Origin of the sequence: Sphingomonas prati (genome assembly GCF_014643515.1) — a bacterium.
GTDB classification, from domain to species: Bacteria; Pseudomonadota; Alphaproteobacteria; order Sphingomonadales; family Sphingomonadaceae; genus Sphingomonas_R; species Sphingomonas_R prati.
In genome coordinates this window covers 394,840-413,178 of the sequence record NZ_BMJP01000001.1, presented here as the reverse complement: position 1 = coordinate 413,178, position 18,339 = coordinate 394,840, and the positions used below count along the sequence as shown (strand labels likewise).

Annotated in this window: 16 protein-coding genes; 6 read left to right on the top strand and 10 right to left on the bottom strand. The window is 69.6% G+C overall.

All coding sequences use genetic code 11. From position 1 onward, the window contains the following. Positions 1 to 125: 125 nt before the first annotated feature. From IEX50_RS01905 to IEX50_RS01875, 7 genes are all read right to left on the bottom strand, one after another. Positions 126 to 536 carry a Na+/H+ antiporter subunit G gene (locus tag IEX50_RS01905; protein WP_157177251.1) on the bottom strand — a complete coding sequence of 137 codons (411 nt, stop codon included), beginning with the start codon at positions 534 to 536 and terminating at the stop codon, positions 126 to 128. After that, a complete protein-coding gene (locus IEX50_RS01900) occupies positions 533 to 802 on the bottom strand; it encodes a K+/H+ antiporter subunit F (RefSeq protein ID WP_157177250.1) in 270 nt (89 codons plus the stop codon). Before IEX50_RS01900 ends, IEX50_RS01905 begins: the two co-directional genes overlap by 4 nt. Further along, positions 799 to 1,290: a Na+/H+ antiporter subunit E gene (locus IEX50_RS01895; protein ID WP_157177249.1), complete on the bottom strand. Its 492-nt coding sequence runs from the start codon at positions 1,288 to 1,290 to the stop codon at positions 799 to 801. Before IEX50_RS01895 ends, IEX50_RS01900 begins: the two co-directional genes overlap by 4 nt. Beyond that, the gene (locus IEX50_RS01890; RefSeq protein WP_157177248.1) at positions 1,287 to 2,810 is read right to left on the bottom strand and encodes a monovalent cation/H+ antiporter subunit D; all 1,524 of its coding nucleotides are present in this window, start codon (positions 2,808 to 2,810) and stop codon (positions 1,287 to 1,289) included. The genes IEX50_RS01895 and IEX50_RS01890 overlap by 4 nt, the downstream gene beginning before the upstream one ends. Beyond that, entirely contained in the window at positions 2,807 to 3,160 is a 354-nt protein-coding gene (locus tag IEX50_RS01885; RefSeq protein WP_157177247.1) for a Na+/H+ antiporter subunit C, read from the bottom strand. The genes IEX50_RS01890 and IEX50_RS01885 overlap by 4 nt, the downstream gene beginning before the upstream one ends. After that, entirely contained in the window at positions 3,157 to 5,967 is a 2,811-nt protein-coding gene (locus tag IEX50_RS01880) for a monovalent cation/H+ antiporter subunit A (RefSeq protein ID WP_157177246.1), read from the bottom strand. Before IEX50_RS01880 ends, IEX50_RS01885 begins: the two co-directional genes overlap by 4 nt. 61 nt (positions 5,968 to 6,028) lie before the next feature. Beyond that, positions 6,029 to 7,573 carry a L,D-transpeptidase family protein gene (locus IEX50_RS01875; protein ID WP_229673580.1) on the bottom strand — a complete coding sequence of 515 codons (1,545 nt, stop codon included), beginning with the start codon at positions 7,571 to 7,573 and terminating at the stop codon, positions 6,029 to 6,031. Between the two features lie 116 nt (positions 7,574 to 7,689). Between IEX50_RS01875 and IEX50_RS01870 the strand changes: the two genes are divergently transcribed. The 4 genes from IEX50_RS01870 to IEX50_RS01855 all read left to right on the top strand — a co-directional run bounded on the left by IEX50_RS01870 (position 7,690) and on the right by IEX50_RS01855 (position 12,109). Then, entirely contained in the window at positions 7,690 to 8,358 is a 669-nt protein-coding gene (locus IEX50_RS01870; RefSeq protein WP_157177245.1) for a hypothetical protein, read from the top strand. A 62-nt stretch (positions 8,359 to 8,420) separates the two neighbouring features. Next, the gene (locus tag IEX50_RS01865; RefSeq protein ID WP_229673579.1) at positions 8,421 to 8,822 is read left to right on the top strand and encodes a DUF2946 family protein; all 402 of its coding nucleotides are present in this window, start codon (positions 8,421 to 8,423) and stop codon (positions 8,820 to 8,822) included. A gap of 99 nt (positions 8,823 to 8,921) precedes the next feature. Further along, positions 8,922 to 10,964 (top strand): TonB-dependent receptor, encoded by a 2,043-nt coding sequence (locus IEX50_RS01860; protein WP_157177244.1) that lies wholly within the window; start codon positions 8,922 to 8,924, stop codon positions 10,962 to 10,964. Next, positions 10,961 to 12,109, top strand: coding sequence for a PepSY-associated TM helix domain-containing protein (locus IEX50_RS01855; protein WP_198350695.1), 1,149 nt, complete (start codon positions 10,961 to 10,963; stop codon positions 12,107 to 12,109). The genes IEX50_RS01860 and IEX50_RS01855 overlap by 4 nt, the downstream gene beginning before the upstream one ends. Here the strand turns inward: IEX50_RS01855 and IEX50_RS01850 are convergent. Both IEX50_RS01850 and IEX50_RS01845 read right to left on the bottom strand, forming a co-directional pair. Next, positions 12,069 to 15,074: a glycosyl hydrolase family 28-related protein gene (locus tag IEX50_RS01850; RefSeq protein WP_157177243.1), complete on the bottom strand. Its 3,006-nt coding sequence runs from the start codon at positions 15,072 to 15,074 to the stop codon at positions 12,069 to 12,071. The two genes, IEX50_RS01855 and IEX50_RS01850, sit on opposite strands and share 41 nt — an antisense overlap. 56 nt (positions 15,075 to 15,130) lie before the next feature. Next, a complete protein-coding gene (locus IEX50_RS01845; RefSeq protein ID WP_157177405.1) occupies positions 15,131 to 15,361 on the bottom strand; it encodes a response regulator transcription factor in 231 nt (76 codons plus the stop codon). A 309-nt stretch (positions 15,362 to 15,670) separates the two neighbouring features. On the opposite strand from IEX50_RS01845, the gene IEX50_RS01840 reads away from it, so the two are divergent. Both IEX50_RS01840 and IEX50_RS01835 read left to right on the top strand, forming a co-directional pair. Next, positions 15,671 to 17,023, top strand: coding sequence for a GntP family permease (locus IEX50_RS01840; protein WP_157177242.1), 1,353 nt, complete (start codon positions 15,671 to 15,673; stop codon positions 17,021 to 17,023). 16 nt (positions 17,024 to 17,039) lie between these two features. Further along, a complete protein-coding gene (locus IEX50_RS01835) occupies positions 17,040 to 17,717 on the top strand; it encodes a FadR/GntR family transcriptional regulator (protein WP_157177241.1) in 678 nt (225 codons plus the stop codon). Positions 17,718 to 17,725: 8 nt separating this feature from the next. On the opposite strand, the gene IEX50_RS01830 is transcribed toward IEX50_RS01835, so the two are convergent. After that, the gene (locus IEX50_RS01830) at positions 17,726 to 18,280 is read right to left on the bottom strand and encodes a gluconokinase (RefSeq protein WP_157177240.1); all 555 of its coding nucleotides are present in this window, start codon (positions 18,278 to 18,280) and stop codon (positions 17,726 to 17,728) included. Positions 18,281 to 18,339 lie beyond the last annotated feature (59 nt).

The following is an 18,339-nucleotide window of genomic DNA, read 5'->3' as shown; positions in this document are numbered from 1 at the left end:
AGACCCTAACTCCTCTCCCGTTTGGTTCGAGCTTGTCGAGAACTCTGCGGACGGTTCTCGACAAGCTCGAACCAAACGGGTCCGGGGCAACTGATGCGACCCGATGCGCGCGCCCCAGACCTAGATCAGCTGTTCGCGGTCGATGCCTGCGTATCCTGCTGCGGTGCCTCGAACGTCGCCCAGTCGCCGTCCTCGCTCGGCCGCGGCGGTTCGCCCGCGATGCCGTCGGGCTCGACCTTCGCCCCGGTGCGGCGGCGGTGCAGGTGGACCTTGGCGATCATGTTGGCCGAGATCGGCGCGGTGATGAACAGGAACAGCGAGATCAGCAGCTCGTGCGCGGACCAGATCCCGCGCGACTGGAAGAACAGCACGCTCGCCAGCAGCAGCGCGCCGAGCCCGAGCGTCGTCGCCTTGGTCGGCCCGTGCAACCGCTCCATCGTGGTTGGCAGGCGGACGAGCCCCCAGCTGCCGATCAGCACGAATGCCGCACCGAGCAGCAGCAGCGCCGCGACCGCGATGTCCAGCAGCGCGCTCATTCGACGATATCCCCGCGCAGGACGAACTTGCAGTAGGCGATCGTGCTGACGAACCCGACCATGGCGAGCAGCAGCGCCGCCTCGAAATAGGTCGCCGTGCCGTCTGCAATGCCGATCAGCAGGATCACGCCGATGACGTTGATCACCATCGTGTCGAGCGCGACGATCCGGTCGCCGAGCGCAGGCCCCTTGAGCAGCCGCCAGCCGTTCAGCAGCAGCGCGAGCGCGATCGCGACCGCGGCGATATATAGTGCCACCGTGATCATCGGAAGATCCTCAGCAGGGGGGCCTCGTAGCGCGCCTTGATCCGCGCGATCTCCGCCGCCGGATCGGGCACGTCGAGTGCGTGGACCAGCAGGAAGCGCCCGTCCGCGGAGACGTCGGCGGAGACGGTGCCTGGTGTCAGGCTGATCGTCCCGGCCAGCACGGTGATCGCCTCCGGCGTGGTGAGCGCGATGGGGATCACCAGCCAGCGCGAACGCAGGCCGTCATTGCGGCGGAACAGGATCAGCCCGGCAACGTGGAAATTGGCGACCACGATGTCGAACAGCACCGTGACGAGATAGATGAGCAGCGCCCGCCCGAACCGGATGCGCGGCCGATCCGGCCAGAACGGTTCAGTGAATTTCGGCAGCAGCACGCCGAATAGCGCGCCCAGCACGACGCCGCCGGCGGTAATGCCGTTCGCCATCAGCAGCCAGACGACCAAGAGCATCGCCGACAGCGCGGGGTGCGGCAGGATGCGCTTCATCATTTCTGAGCCTCCCCCAGCACCGCGGCGATCGTGCGCTCGGGCGCGTAGACCTGCGCCGCGGTTGCCTGCATCTGCGCCGTGACCCAGCCGGCGCCGATCGTGAGCAGCGCGAGGAGCGCGATCAGCGTAGCGGGCGCGATGAACTCCGCGCGCGGCCGTACTGGGCCGGTGATCGGCGCGGAGTCGGGGGCGGACTTCCAGAACAGACGGCTGCCGCTCTGCGCGAAGCCGATCACGCCGATCAGCGTGGTGCCGAGCACCGTTGCCCAGATCACCCACCAGCCGGGCAGCGCGAAGCTCGACTGGAGGATGAACAGCTTGGCGACGAAGCCCGACAGCGGCGGCAGACCGACGGCACCGACGGTGGCGGCCAGGAACAGCAGCCCGGCCGCCTGTTGCCCGGCGAAACGCGGCGTGGGGACCAGCGCGTCGCCATATTGCCCGCGCCGCCGCTGCGTCACGTCGGCGACCAGGAACAGGGCTGCGCCCGCGATCACCGCGTGGACGAGGTATGTGAGAGCCGCCGCGGTCGTGGTCGGCGTCCAGCACGCGACCGCCAGCAGCAGCGTGCCGGTCGATCCGACGATCGCGAACGCCGCCTGTTCGCGCATCGCGCGCGCCGCCAGGATGCCCGCGAACCCGATGACTGCGGTCAGGACGGCGGCGGGCAGCAGCCACGGTGCAGGGACCCATGCCGCGGCCCCGGCACCGTCACCGAAGATCAGCGGGATGACGCGGATCATCGCGTAGACGCCGACCTTCGTCATGATCGCGAACAAGGCGGCCACCACCGGCGCGGTCGCGGCATAGGTGCGCGGCAACCAGAGGTGCAGCGGCACGACCGCGGCCTTCAGCGCGAAGACCGTGACGAGCAGCAGCGCCGCGATCCGCAAAAGCCCCTGATCCGCCGCGCCCAGCGTTGCCACGCGCACCGCCAGATCGGCCATGTTCAGCGTACCGGTTAGCCCGTAGAGCAGCCCCAGCGCGATCAGGAACAGCGCCGATCCGACGATATTGACCACGACATAGGCGACCCCCGCCTTCAGCCGGTCCGCCCCCTGGCCGTGCAGCATCAGGCCGTAGGACGCGATCAGCAGCACCTCGAAGAACACGAACAGGTTGAACAGGTCGCCCGTCAGGAACGCACCGTTCAGGCCGAGCAGCTGGAAATGGAACAGCGGGTGGAAATGCCAGCCGCGCCGGTCCGCCGCGGTGATGACCGCATGGATCATCACCACCAGCGCCAGCACCGCGGCCAGCACCAGCATCGTCGCGGACAGCCGGTCGAGCACCAGCACGATGCCGAACGGCGCGGGCCAGTCGCCAAGCGGATAGGCGCGGATCGCATCGTCCTGCGCGATGCCGAACAGCGCGAGCGCCGCGGCCAGCATCGCGACGCAGCCCGCCAGCGACAGCGCGACGCCGACCCGCCGCCGGCGCCGCATCGCGAGCAACGCCAGCGGCGCGACGATCGCCGGGATCACGACCGGGGCGATGACGAGATGGTCGAGCACAGTCATTCGGCTTCGTCCCGCGTCGGATCGGCGATGCCGTCGACCTGGTCCGACCCGCTTTCGAGGAACGACCGCAGCGACAGGATGACGACCAAGGCGGTCATGCCGAACGTGATGACGATCGCGGTCAGCACCAGCGCCTGGGGCAGCGGATCGGCATGGTCGGTCACGCCGGGCGCGTAGAGCGGCGGGCGATCGACCATCAGCCGCCCGACCGCGAACAGGAACAGGTTCACCGCATAGGACAGCAGGGTGAGCCCCAGCACGACCTGGAAAGTCCGCGCCCGCAGCGCGAGATAGATGCCGCCCGCGGTCAGCACGCCGATCGCGCTGGCGATCAGGAATTCGAGGCTCATCGCGGCGGCTCCGCATCCGGTTCGCGGTATTTCGCGGCACGTTGCGCGACATGGCTCAGCTGGGCGAGCGCCATCATCACCGCGCCGACCACGACGCAGGCGACGCCCGTGTCGAACAAAGTCGCGGTCGCCAGCTCGAACTCGCCGACCAGCGGGAGCGTGAAATGGCCGAAGCTGCTCGTCAGGAACGGCTTGCCGAACGCCAGCGAGCCGAGCCCGGTCGCCGCCGCGATCAGCACGCCCATGGCGATCAGCGGATGCTCGCCGATCTTGCGCCGGTCGTCGGTCCAGTCGAACCCGGAGGCGAGATACTGGAGCAGGATCGCGATTGCGAAAACCAAGGCCGCGATGAACCCGCCGCCCGGCTGGTTATGCCCGCGCAGGAAGATGTAGATTCCGACGAGCAGCGCCAGCGGCAGCAGCAGCCGCGTCGCCATCACGAACATCATCGGGTGGCGTTCGGGCGAATGCGGCATGTCCGCGCGCCATTCGCGCAGCCGCCGGCCGGCCGCACCGCGCGCCGCGGGTTCGAGCAGCGCGTAGATCGCGAGGCCGGCGATGCCGAGCACGATGATCTCCCCCAGCGTATCGAACGCGCGGAAATCGACGAGCGTGACGTTGACGACATTCTTGCCGCCGCCGCCGGAGTAACTGTGCGCCCAGTGCCAGGACGAAACCGACGTGCGCGTCTCCCGCGTCATGATCGCCCAGGCGGCCCAGCCGGTGCCGATCCCGGCCGCGATGCCCAGCACCGCATCGCGCACCCGGCGCGGCGTGTCGGACAGCCGCGGCGGGATCTTCGGCAACAGATGGAGCGCGAGCAGCATCAGCAGGATCGTCACGACCTCCACCGCGATCTGCGTCAACGCCAGGTCCGGCGCGGACAGCCGGATGAAGGCGAGCGCCATGACCAGCCCGATGACGCTGATGAACACCAGCGCCAGGAACCGCCGGCGCTGCGCGATCACCACGGTGCCGGTCGCAATGACGAGCGCGAACCACGCGACGATCGCGATGGGGGAGGCGGCCTGCGTCGGGCGGGTACCGACGGGCAGGCCGCCGGTCGTCAGCGCGCCGTCGATCCCGCACGCAACCGCGACCGCGAACAGCATGAAGAGATAGCGTTGCAACGACGGCTTGTGGACCGCGAGCGAGACACGCCGCGTCACGCCGACGACCGCGGCCATGGCGGTATCGAACAGGACCTTCGCGTCGGGCCTGCGCTGATCCGCGACCCAGCGCGCGATCGGCGGACGCCGCCAGAGCAGCAGCGCACCCGCCGCGACGGCGACGATGCTCATCCCGAGCGCCGGGTTGATGCCGTGCCACAGCGCCAGATCCAGCCCCGGCGGCGCGCCCCCGATCACCGCGCCAGTCGCGGCCCGGACCAGCGGCCCGGCGATCGTCATCGGCAGCATGCCCAGCACGAGCGCGATTATAACCAGCCCCACCGACGGTCCGATCATCGCCAGGCCCGGGTCATGCGGCGCCGCGATCTCGCCCGTCCGCCGCGCCCCGAAATATTGCGTGGCGTAACGCAGCGAGTAGGCGGCCGACAGCAGCGCGGCGAGCGTCGCGAGCAGCGGGACGAGCCAGCCGTCCCCCGCGTGAAGGCTCTCCTCCAGCATCATTTCCTTCGAGATGAACCCGCCGAGCGGCGGCAGCCCGGCCATGGCGGCGACCGCCAGCGTGCCGAGCGTCGCGGTGATCGGCATCAGCCGCGCCAGCCCGCCCAGCCGCGTGATGTCGCGCGTGCCCGTCTTGTGATCGACGATCCCGGCGTTCATGAACAGCGCCGCCTTGAACGCGGCATGGTTCAGGATGTGGAACAGCGCGGCTGTCACCGCCGCGGCGGTGCCGAAACCGAGCAGCATGACCATCAGCCCGAGCTGGCTGATCGTCGAATAGGCCAGGATCGCCTTCAGGTCGTTGCGGAACAGCGCGACCGCCGCCCCGAACAGCATCGTCGCCAGACCCGTCGTGGCGACCAGATCGAACCACAGGTCGGTCCCGCTCAGCACCGGCCACAGCCGCGCGAGCAGGAACACGCCCGCCTTCACCATCGTCGCGCTGTGCAGGTACGCGCTGACCGGCGTGGGCGCGGCCATCGCGTGCGGCAGCCAGAAGTGGAACGGAAACTGCGCCGACTTGGTGAACGCGCCGAGCAGCACAAGCACCAGGATCGCGGGGTAGAGCGGTGACGCGCGGACCAGATCGCCGCGCGTCAGGATCGTCGCCAGATCATAGGTCCCGGCCGCCTGGCCGAGCAGCAACAGCCCGCCGATCAGCGCCAGCCCGCCGCCGCCCGTCACCGCCAGCGCCATCCGCGCGCCCTGTCGCGCATCGGCCCGGTCCCGCCAGAACCCTATCAGCAGGAACGACGACAGGCTCGTCAGCTCCCAGAACACCAGCATCAGCAGGACGTTGTTGGACAGCGCGATGCCGACCATCGCGCCCTGGAACAGCATCAGGAACGAGAGGAACCGCCCGGTCGGCTCGTCCTTCGCCAGATAGCCCTGCGCATAGATCACGACGAGCAGGCCGATGCCCAGGATCAGCCCGGCGAACAGCAGCCCGAGCGGATCGAGCCACAGGCTGAAATCGAGATCGATCGCCGGCACCCAGCCGATCCGTAGCGTGAGCGGCGTGCCCGCCAGCACCCCCGGCGCGGCGTGCAGCAGCAGTCCGAGCCCGACCGCACTCGCGGCCCCTGCGATCCCGATATGAACGCCCCGCGACGCACGACCGCACAGCGCCAGCAACAGGGCGGCGAGGAACGGGAGCGTCGTCAGCGTCGTCAGGATCATCAAGCGTTATCCGTGCGGTAGTGCGATCCTCTGGCACGATGCACGCCGCGGGTCGATGCCTTCACGGCCCGATATCGATCGCCTTCGCCTCCACCTTGCGCGCCGCGTTCGGCGTGAAGCCCAGCCGCTCGGCAACCGGGTCGTTCCAGCCATAGGCGTCGGTCCGGAACGCGACCCGCCCGGCATCGTCGACGAATACGGTGTGATAGAGCAGCCGCACCGGGATCCGCGTCGGGATCGGCACGAACTGGGTCTCGCCCGACGCCTGCGCGACATACCATTCCGACCCGATCCCCTGATCCTCGGCGATCATCTGCGCGAAGCCTTGCGCATCCTCCACTCGGACGCAGCCATGGCTCAGGTGGCGCTGGCTGCGGCCGAACAGCGCGGGTGCGGAGGTGTCGTGCAGGTAGATCGCCTGGTCGTTCGCCATGTCGAACTTGACGAGGCCGAGCGCATTGTCCGGCCCCGGCTGCTGCACGATCCAGCCGTCCTTCAGCACCATGTTGTGCGCGGCCAGATAGGCCTCGTCGGTGTTCGCCATCTCGCCGTTCTGGATCGATTTCGGTACGGTCCAGGTCGGGTTGGCGACCAGCCGGAAGATCGGCGAGGCGAGCGGCGGCGTCTCGTGCCCCGGCTCGCCGACGATCACCTTGCGCTCGTCCGCCAGCGTGCTGGCGCGGTAATAGCGCAGCTGCGCCGCCGCGGTGTTGACGTCGATCCGCGTCTCGGGCGTCGTGCGCGACAGCCAGCGCCGCCGTTCCAGCGCCACCGCGATCGCGCGTGCCCGGTCGCCGGGGCCGAGGTTGATCACCTTCAGCGTATCGGGGCCGACGACACCGTCCGACGCGATCCCGTAATCGTCCTGCAACGCCTTCAACGCATCGGCCATCGCCTGCGTGTAACGGACCGGTCCGGTCCGTGCGGCCGCCGTCGCGGGCGTGAAATAGCCGTTCTCGGTCAGCTGCTCGACCACCGCCGCGACGCGCGCATCGCGGTCGCCAACCCGGATCAGTCCCGCCGCGATCGGCTGCGCGGCAGGCGCGACCGACGCCTTGGCGCGGAACGTCAGGTAGGCGGCGGACAGCTGGCGGTACTCGTCGTCCTGCGGCGCAAGCCCGTCGAACCAGGCGGCGAGCCGGTCGACTGCAAGGGCCCCCGCCAGCCCGGCGGCGAGGTCCGCCTTCGCCTTCGGCAGCGTGTAGACGGTATGCAGCGTGGCCGGATCGACGCGCCCGTAGGCCAGCGCCGCGGCATAAGCCAGCGCAGCCTCCGTCCGCGCGATGTCCGCCGCCACCGGCGACGCCGCGGGCAGCGGGTCCGGCAGGAACGCCACGCGGTCGAGCCCGTGCCGCCCGCGATCCTCCAGCACGCGATCGAACGCCGCGATCAGCCCGGGCGTCCAGATCGTCCGCCAGCCCACCTTGGCATAGACGTTCGCCACGATCGGACCGGTGACCGCGGTCTTGGCGACCGGGATGCTGTCGGTCGAAGGCGTCTGCGCCATGCCGCCGTGCGGGATCGAGATCGCGGCCAGCGCCGCCAGAACCATGGGCAGCGTCCGCCCTGCATGGGTGCGTCGCACCCGCATCGTCTTCAACTTCATGCCATCGCAACGTCCCGGCGGTGCGATCGTCGCAATTTTGGCCCGAAATTCTCGCAAGTCGCGTTGTCCGTTCTTCATGGTCGTGACGTCCGTGGTCTGCGGGCGAGCGGGGTGCAATGCGCAATATCGATTTCAGTTCGTGGCAGAGCGTGTTCGCGACACTGTTCGGGCTGGTGCTGGTCACGTTGATCGGCGTCGGTATCCGGCTGGTCACGATGATGACGATCCAGCAGCGTCGCGAGCGCATGAACCGCCAGATCAACGAGCGGCTCCGCACGCTGATCGCGGCGTACAAGACGCTGGGCGGATCGTTCACCGGCAACCTGACGGTTGATCCGGCGCATCTGCGCGACCTGCGCCGGCAAGGCGAGGCGACTGAGGCGACCGCGATCGACCTCACCGTTGCCGGGACTGGCGCCGCCGGGTCGGACCGGACGCGCCGGATCCGCGACGCGGTGGAGGCCGCACTGTCCGACATCATCCTGCTCGGCACCGATGCGCAGGTGCAGCTTGCCGCGACGGCCGCGCAAGAACTGGTCGCCGGGCGGCCGGTGCCGACCCATGACCTCGTCGTGTCGCTGCGCGATTTTATCCGCGCTGCACTCGATCTCGACCCCGTGCCGGCCGGGCTGGTGTTGCCGCCGCAGGGTCCGGCGCGGCCGTCCGGGTCGAGCGGGCGCGGGGGAGGGGATCGGTCCGGGCGCGGCGGCGGCGGTGGTGGTGGCGTGGGTGGCGGCGGCGGGATGATGGCGGGCGGCGACGCTCCGACCGACCCGCACCCGTAGAAATCGACACGGGACATCCTGTCCCGATGACAGCGCCCGGCAATCGCGGTAGCGGTCCCTCCGTGTCCGCACTCCGCAGCCTCATTCTAGCGTATCGTCATATCGCCGTGCTGGTCTGTCTGGCGGCGCTGGCGCTGAAGCTGATCGTGCCGGCCGGGTACATGGTGGCCAGCCAGGATGGGCGCGTCACCATCACACTGTGTTCGGGCGTCGCACCCGCCGCGATGCCGGCGATGCACCCCGACATGGCGGATCACGAGAAACCCGGCGACCACGGCCAGACCGAAATGCCCTGCGCCTTTACGGCGCTGAGCGCCCATGCGCTCGGTGGGATCGATCCGATCGTCCTGCTGGCGGCGATCGCGTTCGTCATGGCGGCGGCGTTGCGCCCCGTCCGAACGCCGGTCCGGCCGGGCACGCCCTACCTCCGCCCGCCGCAGCGCGGACCACCCGCGACCGTCTGACCCCCACGCTACGCAGTGCGCCCGGTCCCGGTTGGGGCCGTGCGCCGTCGTTGATGGCAGGCAGTCCCCAGGGATCGCCGCCGGTCGAAGGTCTTACCGATGTTCCGCCTTACGCTGACCGCGTCGGTGGTGGCTGTTGCCGCCGCCACACCCGCATTCGCACAAACCGCCATTTCTCCCACACCGTCGCCTGGCGTGACGGACGGCGACACCCGTTTCACTATCGGCGACATCGTCGTCACGGCACCCAACATGGCGCGCGCCGCCGATACCGTCCTGACCTCGGTCGACGTGCTGGGCGGCGACATCGCGCAGCGGCAGTCGGTCGACAATGCGTGGGAGCTGTTCGCCCGGCTGCCCGGCGTCGTGCTGACCGATTTCAACCAGGGGACGACTTCCGGCCGCTTCTCGATCCGCGGGTTCAACGGGGAGGGGGAGATCAACGCGGTCAAGCTGCTGATCGACGGCGTGCCGACCAACGACAATGCCGGCGGCATGACCGGGATCGACATGGTGGCACCACTCGACATCGCCGGGATCGAGCTGGTGCGCGGCACGTCCGACCCGCGCTGGGGCCTGCACAACATCGCCGGCAACGCGAACATCCTGACCCGGATCGGCGGCACCTATCTGGACACGCGCGCGATCGTCGGCGCGTTCGGGACCTATGAGGGGCAGGTGTCGGCCGGCTATGAACGCGGCGGGTTCAGCCAGAATTATCTTGTCAGCTACCGCCGGACGGACGGCTACCGCGACCATGCCGATCTCGAACGGCTGAACCTGACGGGCAAGTGGTTCTACGATTTGGGCGGTACCCGGCTGGGTGCGATCGTTCGGCGGTCGACGGCCACCGCGCAAGAACCGGGCTATCTGACCGAGGCGGACGCCTATACCGACCGGCGCAAATCCTACCCGCTGTCCGAGACCGACGGCGGCCGGCGCCGGATCGGGCAGTACAGTCTGCACCTCGATTCCGACCTCGCCGATACGCTGGCGTTGAGTGCGAAGGGCTATGCCAACAGCCTGCGCGACGACCGCTACGTCCGCTATTCCGCCACCGTCGCGCAGCAGCGCCGGCTGGCCGACGAATGGCAATATGGCGGCACGGTCGCGCTGCATTACCACCCGCCGGTCGCCGGGCTGCACAGCCTGATGATCGAGGCGGGCGGCGATGTGCAGGTGCAGGACAATCAGAGCTCGCGCTGGACCACCGACCGCCGCGTCCTCGTCCACCGGACGCGCGACCAGGCGTTCGACCTGACGGTCTACGGCGGGTATCTTCAGGCGGTGATCGAGCCGAACGGCTGGCTGACGATCACGCCGGCGTGGCGGATCGACCGGGTGGAGGGAGACTTCCACGACCGGCTGTCCGCCGTCACCGCGCCGATCAACGATTACGGCACGATCAGCCAGCCCAAGCTGAGCGTCGCGGTCGTGCCCACGCCTGGGCTCACGCTCTACGGCAATTACGGCCGGACGTTCCAGATCGGGGCGGGCTCCGGCGCGTATCTCGTGCCGCCGCGGGTGACCGATGTCGCCGCATCGGTCAATGAGGGGTATGAGGGCGGCGTGAAGCTGACCCGCGGGCGCTGGCTGGAGGCGCGCGTGGCGCTGTGGCAGCAGACGGCGAGCGGCGAGTTGAAGCGCCGCCTGAACGATCCGTCGGGCGATTTCGACAATCTCGGCCGGACCCGGCGGCGCGGCGTGGACGTGCAGATCGACGTGAAACCGGTCCGCGGCGTGGCACTCTGGGCCAGCTGGTCGCGCCAGTCCGCGCGGATCGTGACGCCCGATCCGACGACCCCGTCGCAGGCCGGCAACCGGATCGATCATGTCCCCGGCAACGTGTTCAGCGGCGGGATCGACCTCGACCCGGCGGCGCGCGTCCGGCTGTCGCTGTGGGGCAATGGGCAGTCGAGCTACGAACTCGACCCCGCCAATTCGCAGGGGCGCTACGGCGACTATGTCGTGCTGAATGCGGAGCTGGCCTATACGCTGACGCCGCAGGTGACGGTGTCGGCGCAGGTCAAGAACCTCGCAAATGATCGCTACGAATATGTCTGGTACGACGGGGCGCAGCGGCTGCACGCGCCGGCCGATCCCCGCTCGCTGCTCGCCACCGTCCGGGTCGGGTTCCGGTGAGTGCGGGCCCCGCGCCGCTGCGCGTGACGGCGCGGCGCGTTCACCTCTGGCTCGGGCTGACCATCGGCGCGCTGTTCGCCTTCGCCGGGCTGACGGGCAGCGCCTTGGTGTTCTATCCGGAGATCGACGCCGCGCTGAACCCGGCGTTGCGCGCGGTTCCGGGCGATGCGCGCCCGCCGTCGTGGCAGGCGGTGGTCGATACGCTCCACCGCGACCATCCGACCCGCACCGGGGCCTGGCGGATCGAGGTGACTGAGGCGGGCGGCGCGATCCCGGCGCGTTACTACAAGCCGAGGGAGACCGCGGGCCGCGCGTTCGCGCCGCTGCTCGTCTGGATCGATCCGGTCGCGATGCGGACGATCCGCACCGGGTTCTGGGGCGATACGGTCGTGACCTGGCTCTACGACCTGCATTACCGGCTGCTGCTGGAGGAGCCGGGCGGGATCGCGATGGGGATCGCCGGGCTCGTCATGCTGCTGCTGATCGTGAGCGGTATTTGGGCATGGTGGCCGCGGCCCGGCGGCTGGTGGCGCGCGCTGCGGTTCAAGCGCGACGCCGCGCCGATCCGCCGGCTGTACGACTGGCACAAGCTGAACGGGCTGCTCGGGCTCGTCCTGCTGCTCGTCGTCACAGCGACGGGGGCGATGCTCGACCTGCCCGATCAGACGCGTGCGGTCATCACGCTGGCCTTGCCGATCACCACCCCGCCCCGCCCGACCGTAGCGGCGGGGCAGGGCGCGGTCCCGGTCGACCGGCTCGTCGCGATCGCGCAGGCGCGGTTTCCGGACGGCGCGCTTGCCTGGATCGAGACGCCGACCGGCGCGACCGGCACGGTGCGGATCAACCTGTCGCGCCCCGGCGAACCCAGCCGGCGCTTCCCGCGCACCAACGTCTGGCTCGACCCGCACGACGGCCGGATCGTCGCGGTGCGCGACGGGTTGGACGGCAGCGGCGGCGATACCGTCATGAACTGGCTGCACCCGCTGCACGGCGGCGAGGCGTTCGGCCTGACAGGGCGGGTGCTCGCCTTCGTCGCCGGGCTGCTGCCGGCGATCCTGTTCTACACCGGGCTGCGGCGCTGGCTCCGGCGGCGGAGCCAGTCCGTCAGAGCGTCGTCGCGTACAGCGTGTGATGCGCCAGGATGAACAGGGTCTGTCCGTCCGCCCCGCCGATCACGAGTTGCAGCGGGCGTTCCGGCACGTCGATCCGGCGAGTAAGCGTGCCGTCCGGCGCGTAGACGAACACCTGTCCGTTCGCGACGTACAGGTTGCCGGCCGCGTCGCGCGCCACGCTTTCGCCGCCGCGGTCCGCCGCGATCTTCAGGTCCGTCACCCGGCCGCCGTCGCCGACCAAGCCACTGTAGGTGCGGTTCTCCGACGCGTTGGTCAAGAACACGCGCGACCCGACCGGCGCGCCGACGAAGCCGTGCGCGTCGAGCGTATCGGACCAGCGCCAGCCCTGATGATCGTCCGGCCCCTGGTTCCACACGCGGAACGCGGGCAGCACCAGCGACCCGTCGGGTGAGACATATTCCTGCGGTTTCGGCTCGCCCAACCCGCGCGTGAAGAAGTCGGCCAGCGTCGGGAAACGGTAGGTCACCGGATCGATCCGGTCCGCGAATTCGCCGTTCGCCCAGACGTTGACCGGCAGCAAGGTCGCCGCGCTCCGTCGCGCGCGCACCGGCGTCGGCGGGATGACGCGCACGTCGGCGGGCTTGGCCGGATCGATGCTGTAGACCGTGCCGTCGCGCCCGGCCGAAGACAGCACGAGCAGGTCGCCTAGGCGGGCCACGGCCAGGTTGACCGGATCGAGCGTCGCGTCGCTGACGATCGACAGCCCCTCCGCGTCCGTCCAGCCATGGATGCGCTGGAACTGGCGGTCGATGAAGTACAGCTTGCCCTTCGCATCGGTGGCGGCGCCGGCGATCGAGTAGAAGCCGCCGGCGAGTTTGCGCACGCCCGGCGTCACTGGGATGGCTGGGGCCTGCGCCGCCTGTGCCGGAGCGGCGGGCACGTCGAGGCTGGCGAACTCGCGCTCTCGGACCTCCTGTTGACGCGTCATGTCCTTGATCGCGTTTTCGAACGGGAACTTGCTCGCGCGGACATAGGTCCCGCAGCCCTTGGCGTCGCAACTGGCGAACGCGCTTTCGGCGTTCACATGGACGTTGCGGAACCGGATGTTGCCCGAATTATAAAGCTTCACCGCCGCATCCATCGGCTTGGCGGAGCGCGTGACGCGGTAGCCGTGATAGTTGGCGAACAGGATGTTGCGCGAATTGCGGAACTCGGTCGAAATCGCGTCGACGCCGTCGCGCACCTCCTGCTCGGTCTGCGGCGCGAGGAACTCCCAGTTCTCCACATTATCGAGCACGATTTCCGCTCGGTAATGATGTTCGGCCGACAGCTCGTAGACATGGCCGGGCGTCTTGGTGTTCGACACGTAGAAGCCCGCCGACGCCAGTGTGTTGGGGGACCAGACCGCCGCGAACGTGCCGCCGCCGCCGTCGGTCACCCAGATGCTGGGATGCTGCCCGTCGAACCGCGCTTTCGGGTTGCCGAACCCGATGGGACTGCCCTTGGTCAGCACCGTGCCGCCGCCGCCCTGGATCTTCACGTCGTTGACCATCGACGCCTCGCCGGCGCGCCAGACGAGCGCGCTCGCCCGCGGGTTCACGCCGCCGGTCCAGAGGCCGACGCCGTGGACGATCGCGTTGCCGCCGCGCGCCGACTCGATCAGCCCCTTTGCCGCGCCGACACCCATGAAGGCGGGCGTTTCGTCGGGCAGGTAGATGTGCGTCAGGCTGGGGTGCAACGCGATCAGTACGCTGTCCGGCCGCAGCCGCAGCGTATCGGACACGCGGTACCGCCCCATCGGCAGGTACACGACGCGGTGCGTGTCGATCGCGCGCTGGAACGCGGCGGTGTCGTCCGTCGTGTCGTCGCCCTTCACGCCGAAGTCGCGGACGTTTGCCCAGTCCTTGACCGGCGGGAGCGCGCGGATCGCGGGGGCGGGGCGGGCGAGCATGCGTCCGAGCGGCGCCATCCTCACGTCGGTCGCGAACGCCCCGATCGTGCCGAGCGCGGGCAGTTTCAGCCCGTAGGAGAAGTCGGTGACCCGGTATTGCCGGCCCTGGCCCGCCACGGTGCGCCCACTGTCGCGGAACCGCGCGAACGTCGGCGTCCCGGTCGCCACCGCATTGTCGAACCCGATCTGCGTCAGGACATTGTTCTCGTTCGAGATCAGCACGCCGGCCTGCGCGACATTCTCGAACCGGACGTCCTTGCCCCAGAGCGAATCGGAATAGCCGTTGTCGATCTCGATCCCGACCGGCGTGTTGCGGATCGCGACGTTGACCAGCGTCAGCCCAAGCTCATGTTCGCGGATCGCGGCGTCGCGTTGTCCATCAAACGTCGAATCGATCAGCGTGAACTGCCAGGCGGGCGACGTCTTTTCGGAGATGATGCCGTAGCGGCCGCCGTGGAAGTTCAGGTCCTCGAACTCGTTGCCCGCCTGGTACACGCCGGCCAGACCTGACCCGGTGTGGAAATCGATGTGGCGCAGATAGCCGTGCTGCGCGACGCGGAACCGCACCGCGACCGCGCCGGCATTGCGTTCGCCGATCGCGAAATCGACGTTGGACAGCGTGGAGTAGAAGGTGCTCGACGTCGCGTCGAAGATCGCCGGATCGAACGGCACGCTGGTGCGCGGCGGCACGGGCGCCTTGCCGACGCGGTACTGGTCCTCCCCGGTGAAGCTGACCATCGCCGCCACGCCGGATCCGTAGCCCGGCGTCCCGTCCGCCAGCAGGATCACCGGCCGCGTCTTGCCCACGCCGAACACCCGCACCGCCGTTTTGACGAAGATCGTCCGGGTGATGCGGTACCGGCCCGACGGCAGGAACACGACGCCGCCATGGCCACCTGCGGCGGCGGCATCGATCGCCTGCTGGATCGCGGCACTGTCGTCCGCACGGCCGTCGCCCACGCCGTGCACGGTGATCGCGCGCGGATCGGCCGGCGCCTGGAGGTAGACGGAGGTCGAGCCCGCCGTCGCCGCGAGGGCAGGGACAGGCAGCAGCAGCGCCGCGCCCGCAAGGCACCATGACTTCATCGATTCTCTCCCCCGAAATTCTATCGTGCCGGCGGTCGGCCCGTGCAGTCGCGCGGTCAGAGCGACAGCGACATCCGCTGCGCAGCGATCGCAGCCTGCGTCCGGTTGCGGACGTTCAGCTTGCGCATCAGCGTCGTCATGTGCGCCTTCACGGTCGCCTCGGCGATGCCCAGGTCGTACGCGATCTGTTTGTTCAGCTGCCCCGAATGGACGCCGCGCAGCACCTTGATCTGGGTGGGCGTGAATTGCGTCGCCGGCCCGCCGTCCGCGTGCGCGGTTTCCGGCATCGGCGCGATCGCGCTGTGGGCGTTCCTCTCCATCGTCATCCTCTCGTCCCTTTTCCCTGTCCGGTCGCAGCCGTCAGACCGTTCCGTCAGCGCGACTCCGTGCCCCCGTCCGACATTCCGGTGATTCCGGATTCTGTTGGACAGATATCCATATGATCGCCTCTTTTGATGGCTCGGCAAGCCTTTTATGGTGTTATTCCCGAAATAGCTGTCCTACAGCGTTCACGTTAACGAGCAGGCGAATGCGCCGCGGGGGAGGACGAACATGACGGTCAGGACCGATCCCGTAGCGACGCCCGGATTTCGCCCGTGACCGGCGCCGATACCCGACTCGTCCTGGCGGCACTGGCCGGCATCATCCTGGCCGTCGTGATGATCGTGCGCGGGCGGTTGCACCCGTTCATCGGGCTGCTGTGCGGCGCGTTCACCGTGGGCATACTCGCTGGCCTGCCGATCGGCGAGACGGCCAAGGCGGTGCAGAAGGGCGTCGGCGACATCATCGGCGGGACCGGGCTGGTCGTGGCGCTTGGCCTGTCGCTCGGCGCGATGCTGCATCTGTCGGGGGGGGCGGCGTCGCTCGCGACCGGTGCGTTGCGGCTGACCGGTGTGCGGGCCGCGCCGTGGGCGACGCTCGGGATCGCGATGGTCATCGGGCTGCCGCTGTTCTTCGAGACGGGGCTCGTCCTGCTGCTGCCGATCGTGGTTGCCGCGGCCGACGCGATGCACCGTGACGAGGAAAGCGGCGCGGTGCGCGATGCGGGCAAGCTGCGGCTCATCATGCCCGCGCTGGCCGGGCTGGGCGTGGTCCACGCGCTTGTGCCGCCGCATCCCGGGCCGCTGCTCGCGGTCGAGGCGCTGGGGGCGAACCTTGGGCTTACGATGTTCTACGGAATCCTGATCGCGATCCCGACCGCGATCCTGGCGGGGCCGGTGCTGGCGCGGTTCGTGACGCCGGGCGTCCGGCTCGAACCGCTCGCCATCACCGAACCGACCGTCACGATCGCCCCGCCGGGGCGCGCCGTGTCGCTGCTCGTCGTGCTTTTGCCCGTCCTGCTGATCGCGACCGGGGAGCTGGGGCAGTTCGTGCCGGGTCTGAAGGGTGCCGCCGGTCTGGTCGCGGCGAGCAACCCGGTGGTGGCGCTGCTCGTCACCAACCTCGTGGCACTTCCCCTGCTGTTCGGGCGGCGGCTCAGCGAGGCGGCGATCCAGGATGCGGTCTGGCACGAAACGATGATCTCGGCCGGCGCGATCCTGCTCGCGATCGGCGCGGGCGGCGCGCTGAAACAGGTGCTGGTGACCGCCGGCTTGTCCGATCTGCTCGCCCGACTGGTGTTGATGCACGCGATCTCGCCGCTGCTGCTCGGCTGGCTGGTAGCGGTCTGCATCCGGCTGGCGGCGGGATCGGCGACGGTCGCGACGATCACCGCGGTCGGCGTGATGTCGGGCGTCGTCACCGGGTCGGGCGTGTCGCCCGAACTGGTCGTGCTGGCGATCGGCGCGGGATCGGTGTTCTTCAGCCACGTCAACGATCCGGGTTTCTGGCTGGTGAAAAGCTATGTCGGGACCAGTACGGCGGACACGTTCCGCACCTGGTCGATGCTGGAGACCGTCATCTCGGTCGCCGGCCTGGCGTTCGTGCTGCTGCTGAGCCTAGTCGTGTGAGCGGGCGGGGACGGCCATGAGCGAGGGGCGGCTCGCCGATCGCGCCTACACCGCGATCGCGCAACTCATCAACGATGACGCGCTGGTCAGCGGCGACCGGCTGCCGTCCGAGGCGCGGCTGGGCGAGATGTTCGGCATGTCGCGCACGATCGTGCGCGAGGCGCTGGTCCGGCTGGCAGCGGACGGCATCACGGAGGCGCGGCGCGGCGCCGGGTCCTACGTCAAGCGGCGGCCGTCCGAACGGCTCGGCTCGTTCATGCCGATGCACGCGCTGTCCGCCACGCTCGGCACCTACGAGGTGCGGTTCGTGCTGGAGGCGGAGGCCGCGCGGCTGGCCGGGCAACGCCGCTCGGCGGACCAGATGGATGCGATCGAGGAGGCGTTGCAGGCGCTGCGCGGGGCGCTGCTGTCCAACGCGCCGGCGCATGACGAGGACTGGCTGCTCCACCGCGCGATCGTCGAAGCGACTGGAAACCCCGCGTTTATCGAGAGCTTCGACCATCTGCGCGACGGCGTGCTGCGCATCCTGAAGGCGGGGGTCGAAATCTCGCGCTCCCGCCCGCCGGAGGTGATCGGCGCGATGATGGAGGAGCATGACGCGATCGTCGAGGCGATCCGCGCTCACGATGCGGACGGCGCGGCGCTCGCGATGCGCTGGCACCTGTCGCAGGGCCGCAAGCGGTTGATGCCGTGACGCGCGGTTCAGCGCGGGGGCAGCGCGGCCCGCATCCCGCCGATCCAGTCGAGCGCAGCGCTGCAGAGCGCGTCCTGCGGCCGGCCCGCGTCGAGCGTCACCGCGCGTTCGTCCGGCGCGGGGCGTTCCAGCGTGGCGATCTGGCTGTCGAGCAGGCTGGCCGGCATATAGTGGCCGGGGCGATGCTCGATCCGCCCGGCCAGCGCGCCCGCGTCGCCGTCGAGCAGCACGAACAGCAGAGGCACGCCGGCCGCGCTTTCGAGCCGCTGGCGGTAGCTGCGTTTCAGCGCGGAACAGGTCGCGACCACGATGCCGCCGTCGCGCGCGCCCGCACCGATCGCCGCGCCCAGCCGGTCGAGCCAGGGCCAGCGATCGTCGTCGGTCAGCGGGTGGCCGGCGCGCATCTTGGCGACGTTCGCCTCGCCGTGGAACGCGTCGCCTTCCAGGAACGGGCAGGCCAGCCGTTCGGCCAGGCATGCCGCCAGCGTCGATTTGCCGCTGCCGCTCACCCCCATCGCGACGATGGCGCAGGGGGCGGTGTTGGTGCTGTCCGGTCGCATCATTTTCTTTCTGTCGCGTCGGTGCCCGACCCGGCATCGCTATCGGTGGCGGCGGGCGACCT

Coding starts and splice junctions, on each gene's coding strand:
- IEX50_RS01905 (WP_157177251.1), bottom strand. CDS start 536: ATGAGCGCGCTGCTGGACATCGCGGTCGCGGCGCTGCTGCTGCTCGGT.
- IEX50_RS01900 (WP_157177250.1), bottom strand. CDS start 802: ATGATCACGGTGGCACTATATATCGCCGCGGTCGCGATCGCGCTCGCG.
- IEX50_RS01895 (WP_157177249.1), bottom strand. CDS start 1,290: ATGATGAAGCGCATCCTGCCGCACCCCGCGCTGTCGGCGATGCTCTTG.
- IEX50_RS01890 (WP_157177248.1), bottom strand. CDS start 2,810: ATGACTGTGCTCGACCATCTCGTCATCGCCCCGGTCGTGATCCCGGCG.
- IEX50_RS01885 (WP_157177247.1), bottom strand. CDS start 3,160: ATGAGCCTCGAATTCCTGATCGCCAGCGCGATCGGCGTGCTGACCGCG.
- IEX50_RS01880 (WP_157177246.1), bottom strand. CDS start 5,967: ATGATCCTGACGACGCTGACGACGCTCCCGTTCCTCGCCGCCCTGTTG.
- IEX50_RS01875 (WP_229673580.1), bottom strand. CDS start 7,573: ATGAAGTTGAAGACGATGCGGGTGCGACGCACCCATGCAGGGCGGACG.
- IEX50_RS01870 (WP_157177245.1), top strand. CDS start 7,690: ATGCGCAATATCGATTTCAGTTCGTGGCAGAGCGTGTTCGCGACACTG.
- IEX50_RS01860 (WP_157177244.1), top strand. CDS start 8,922: ATGTTCCGCCTTACGCTGACCGCGTCGGTGGTGGCTGTTGCCGCCGCC.
- IEX50_RS01850 (WP_157177243.1), bottom strand. CDS start 15,074: ATGAAGTCATGGTGCCTTGCGGGCGCGGCGCTGCTGCTGCCTGTCCCT.
- IEX50_RS01845 (WP_157177405.1), bottom strand. CDS start 15,361: ATGCCGGAAACCGCGCACGCGGACGGCGGGCCGGCGACGCAATTCACG.
- IEX50_RS01835 (WP_157177241.1), top strand. CDS start 17,040: ATGAGCGAGGGGCGGCTCGCCGATCGCGCCTACACCGCGATCGCGCAA.
- IEX50_RS01830 (WP_157177240.1), bottom strand. CDS start 18,280: ATGATGCGACCGGACAGCACCAACACCGCCCCCTGCGCCATCGTCGCG.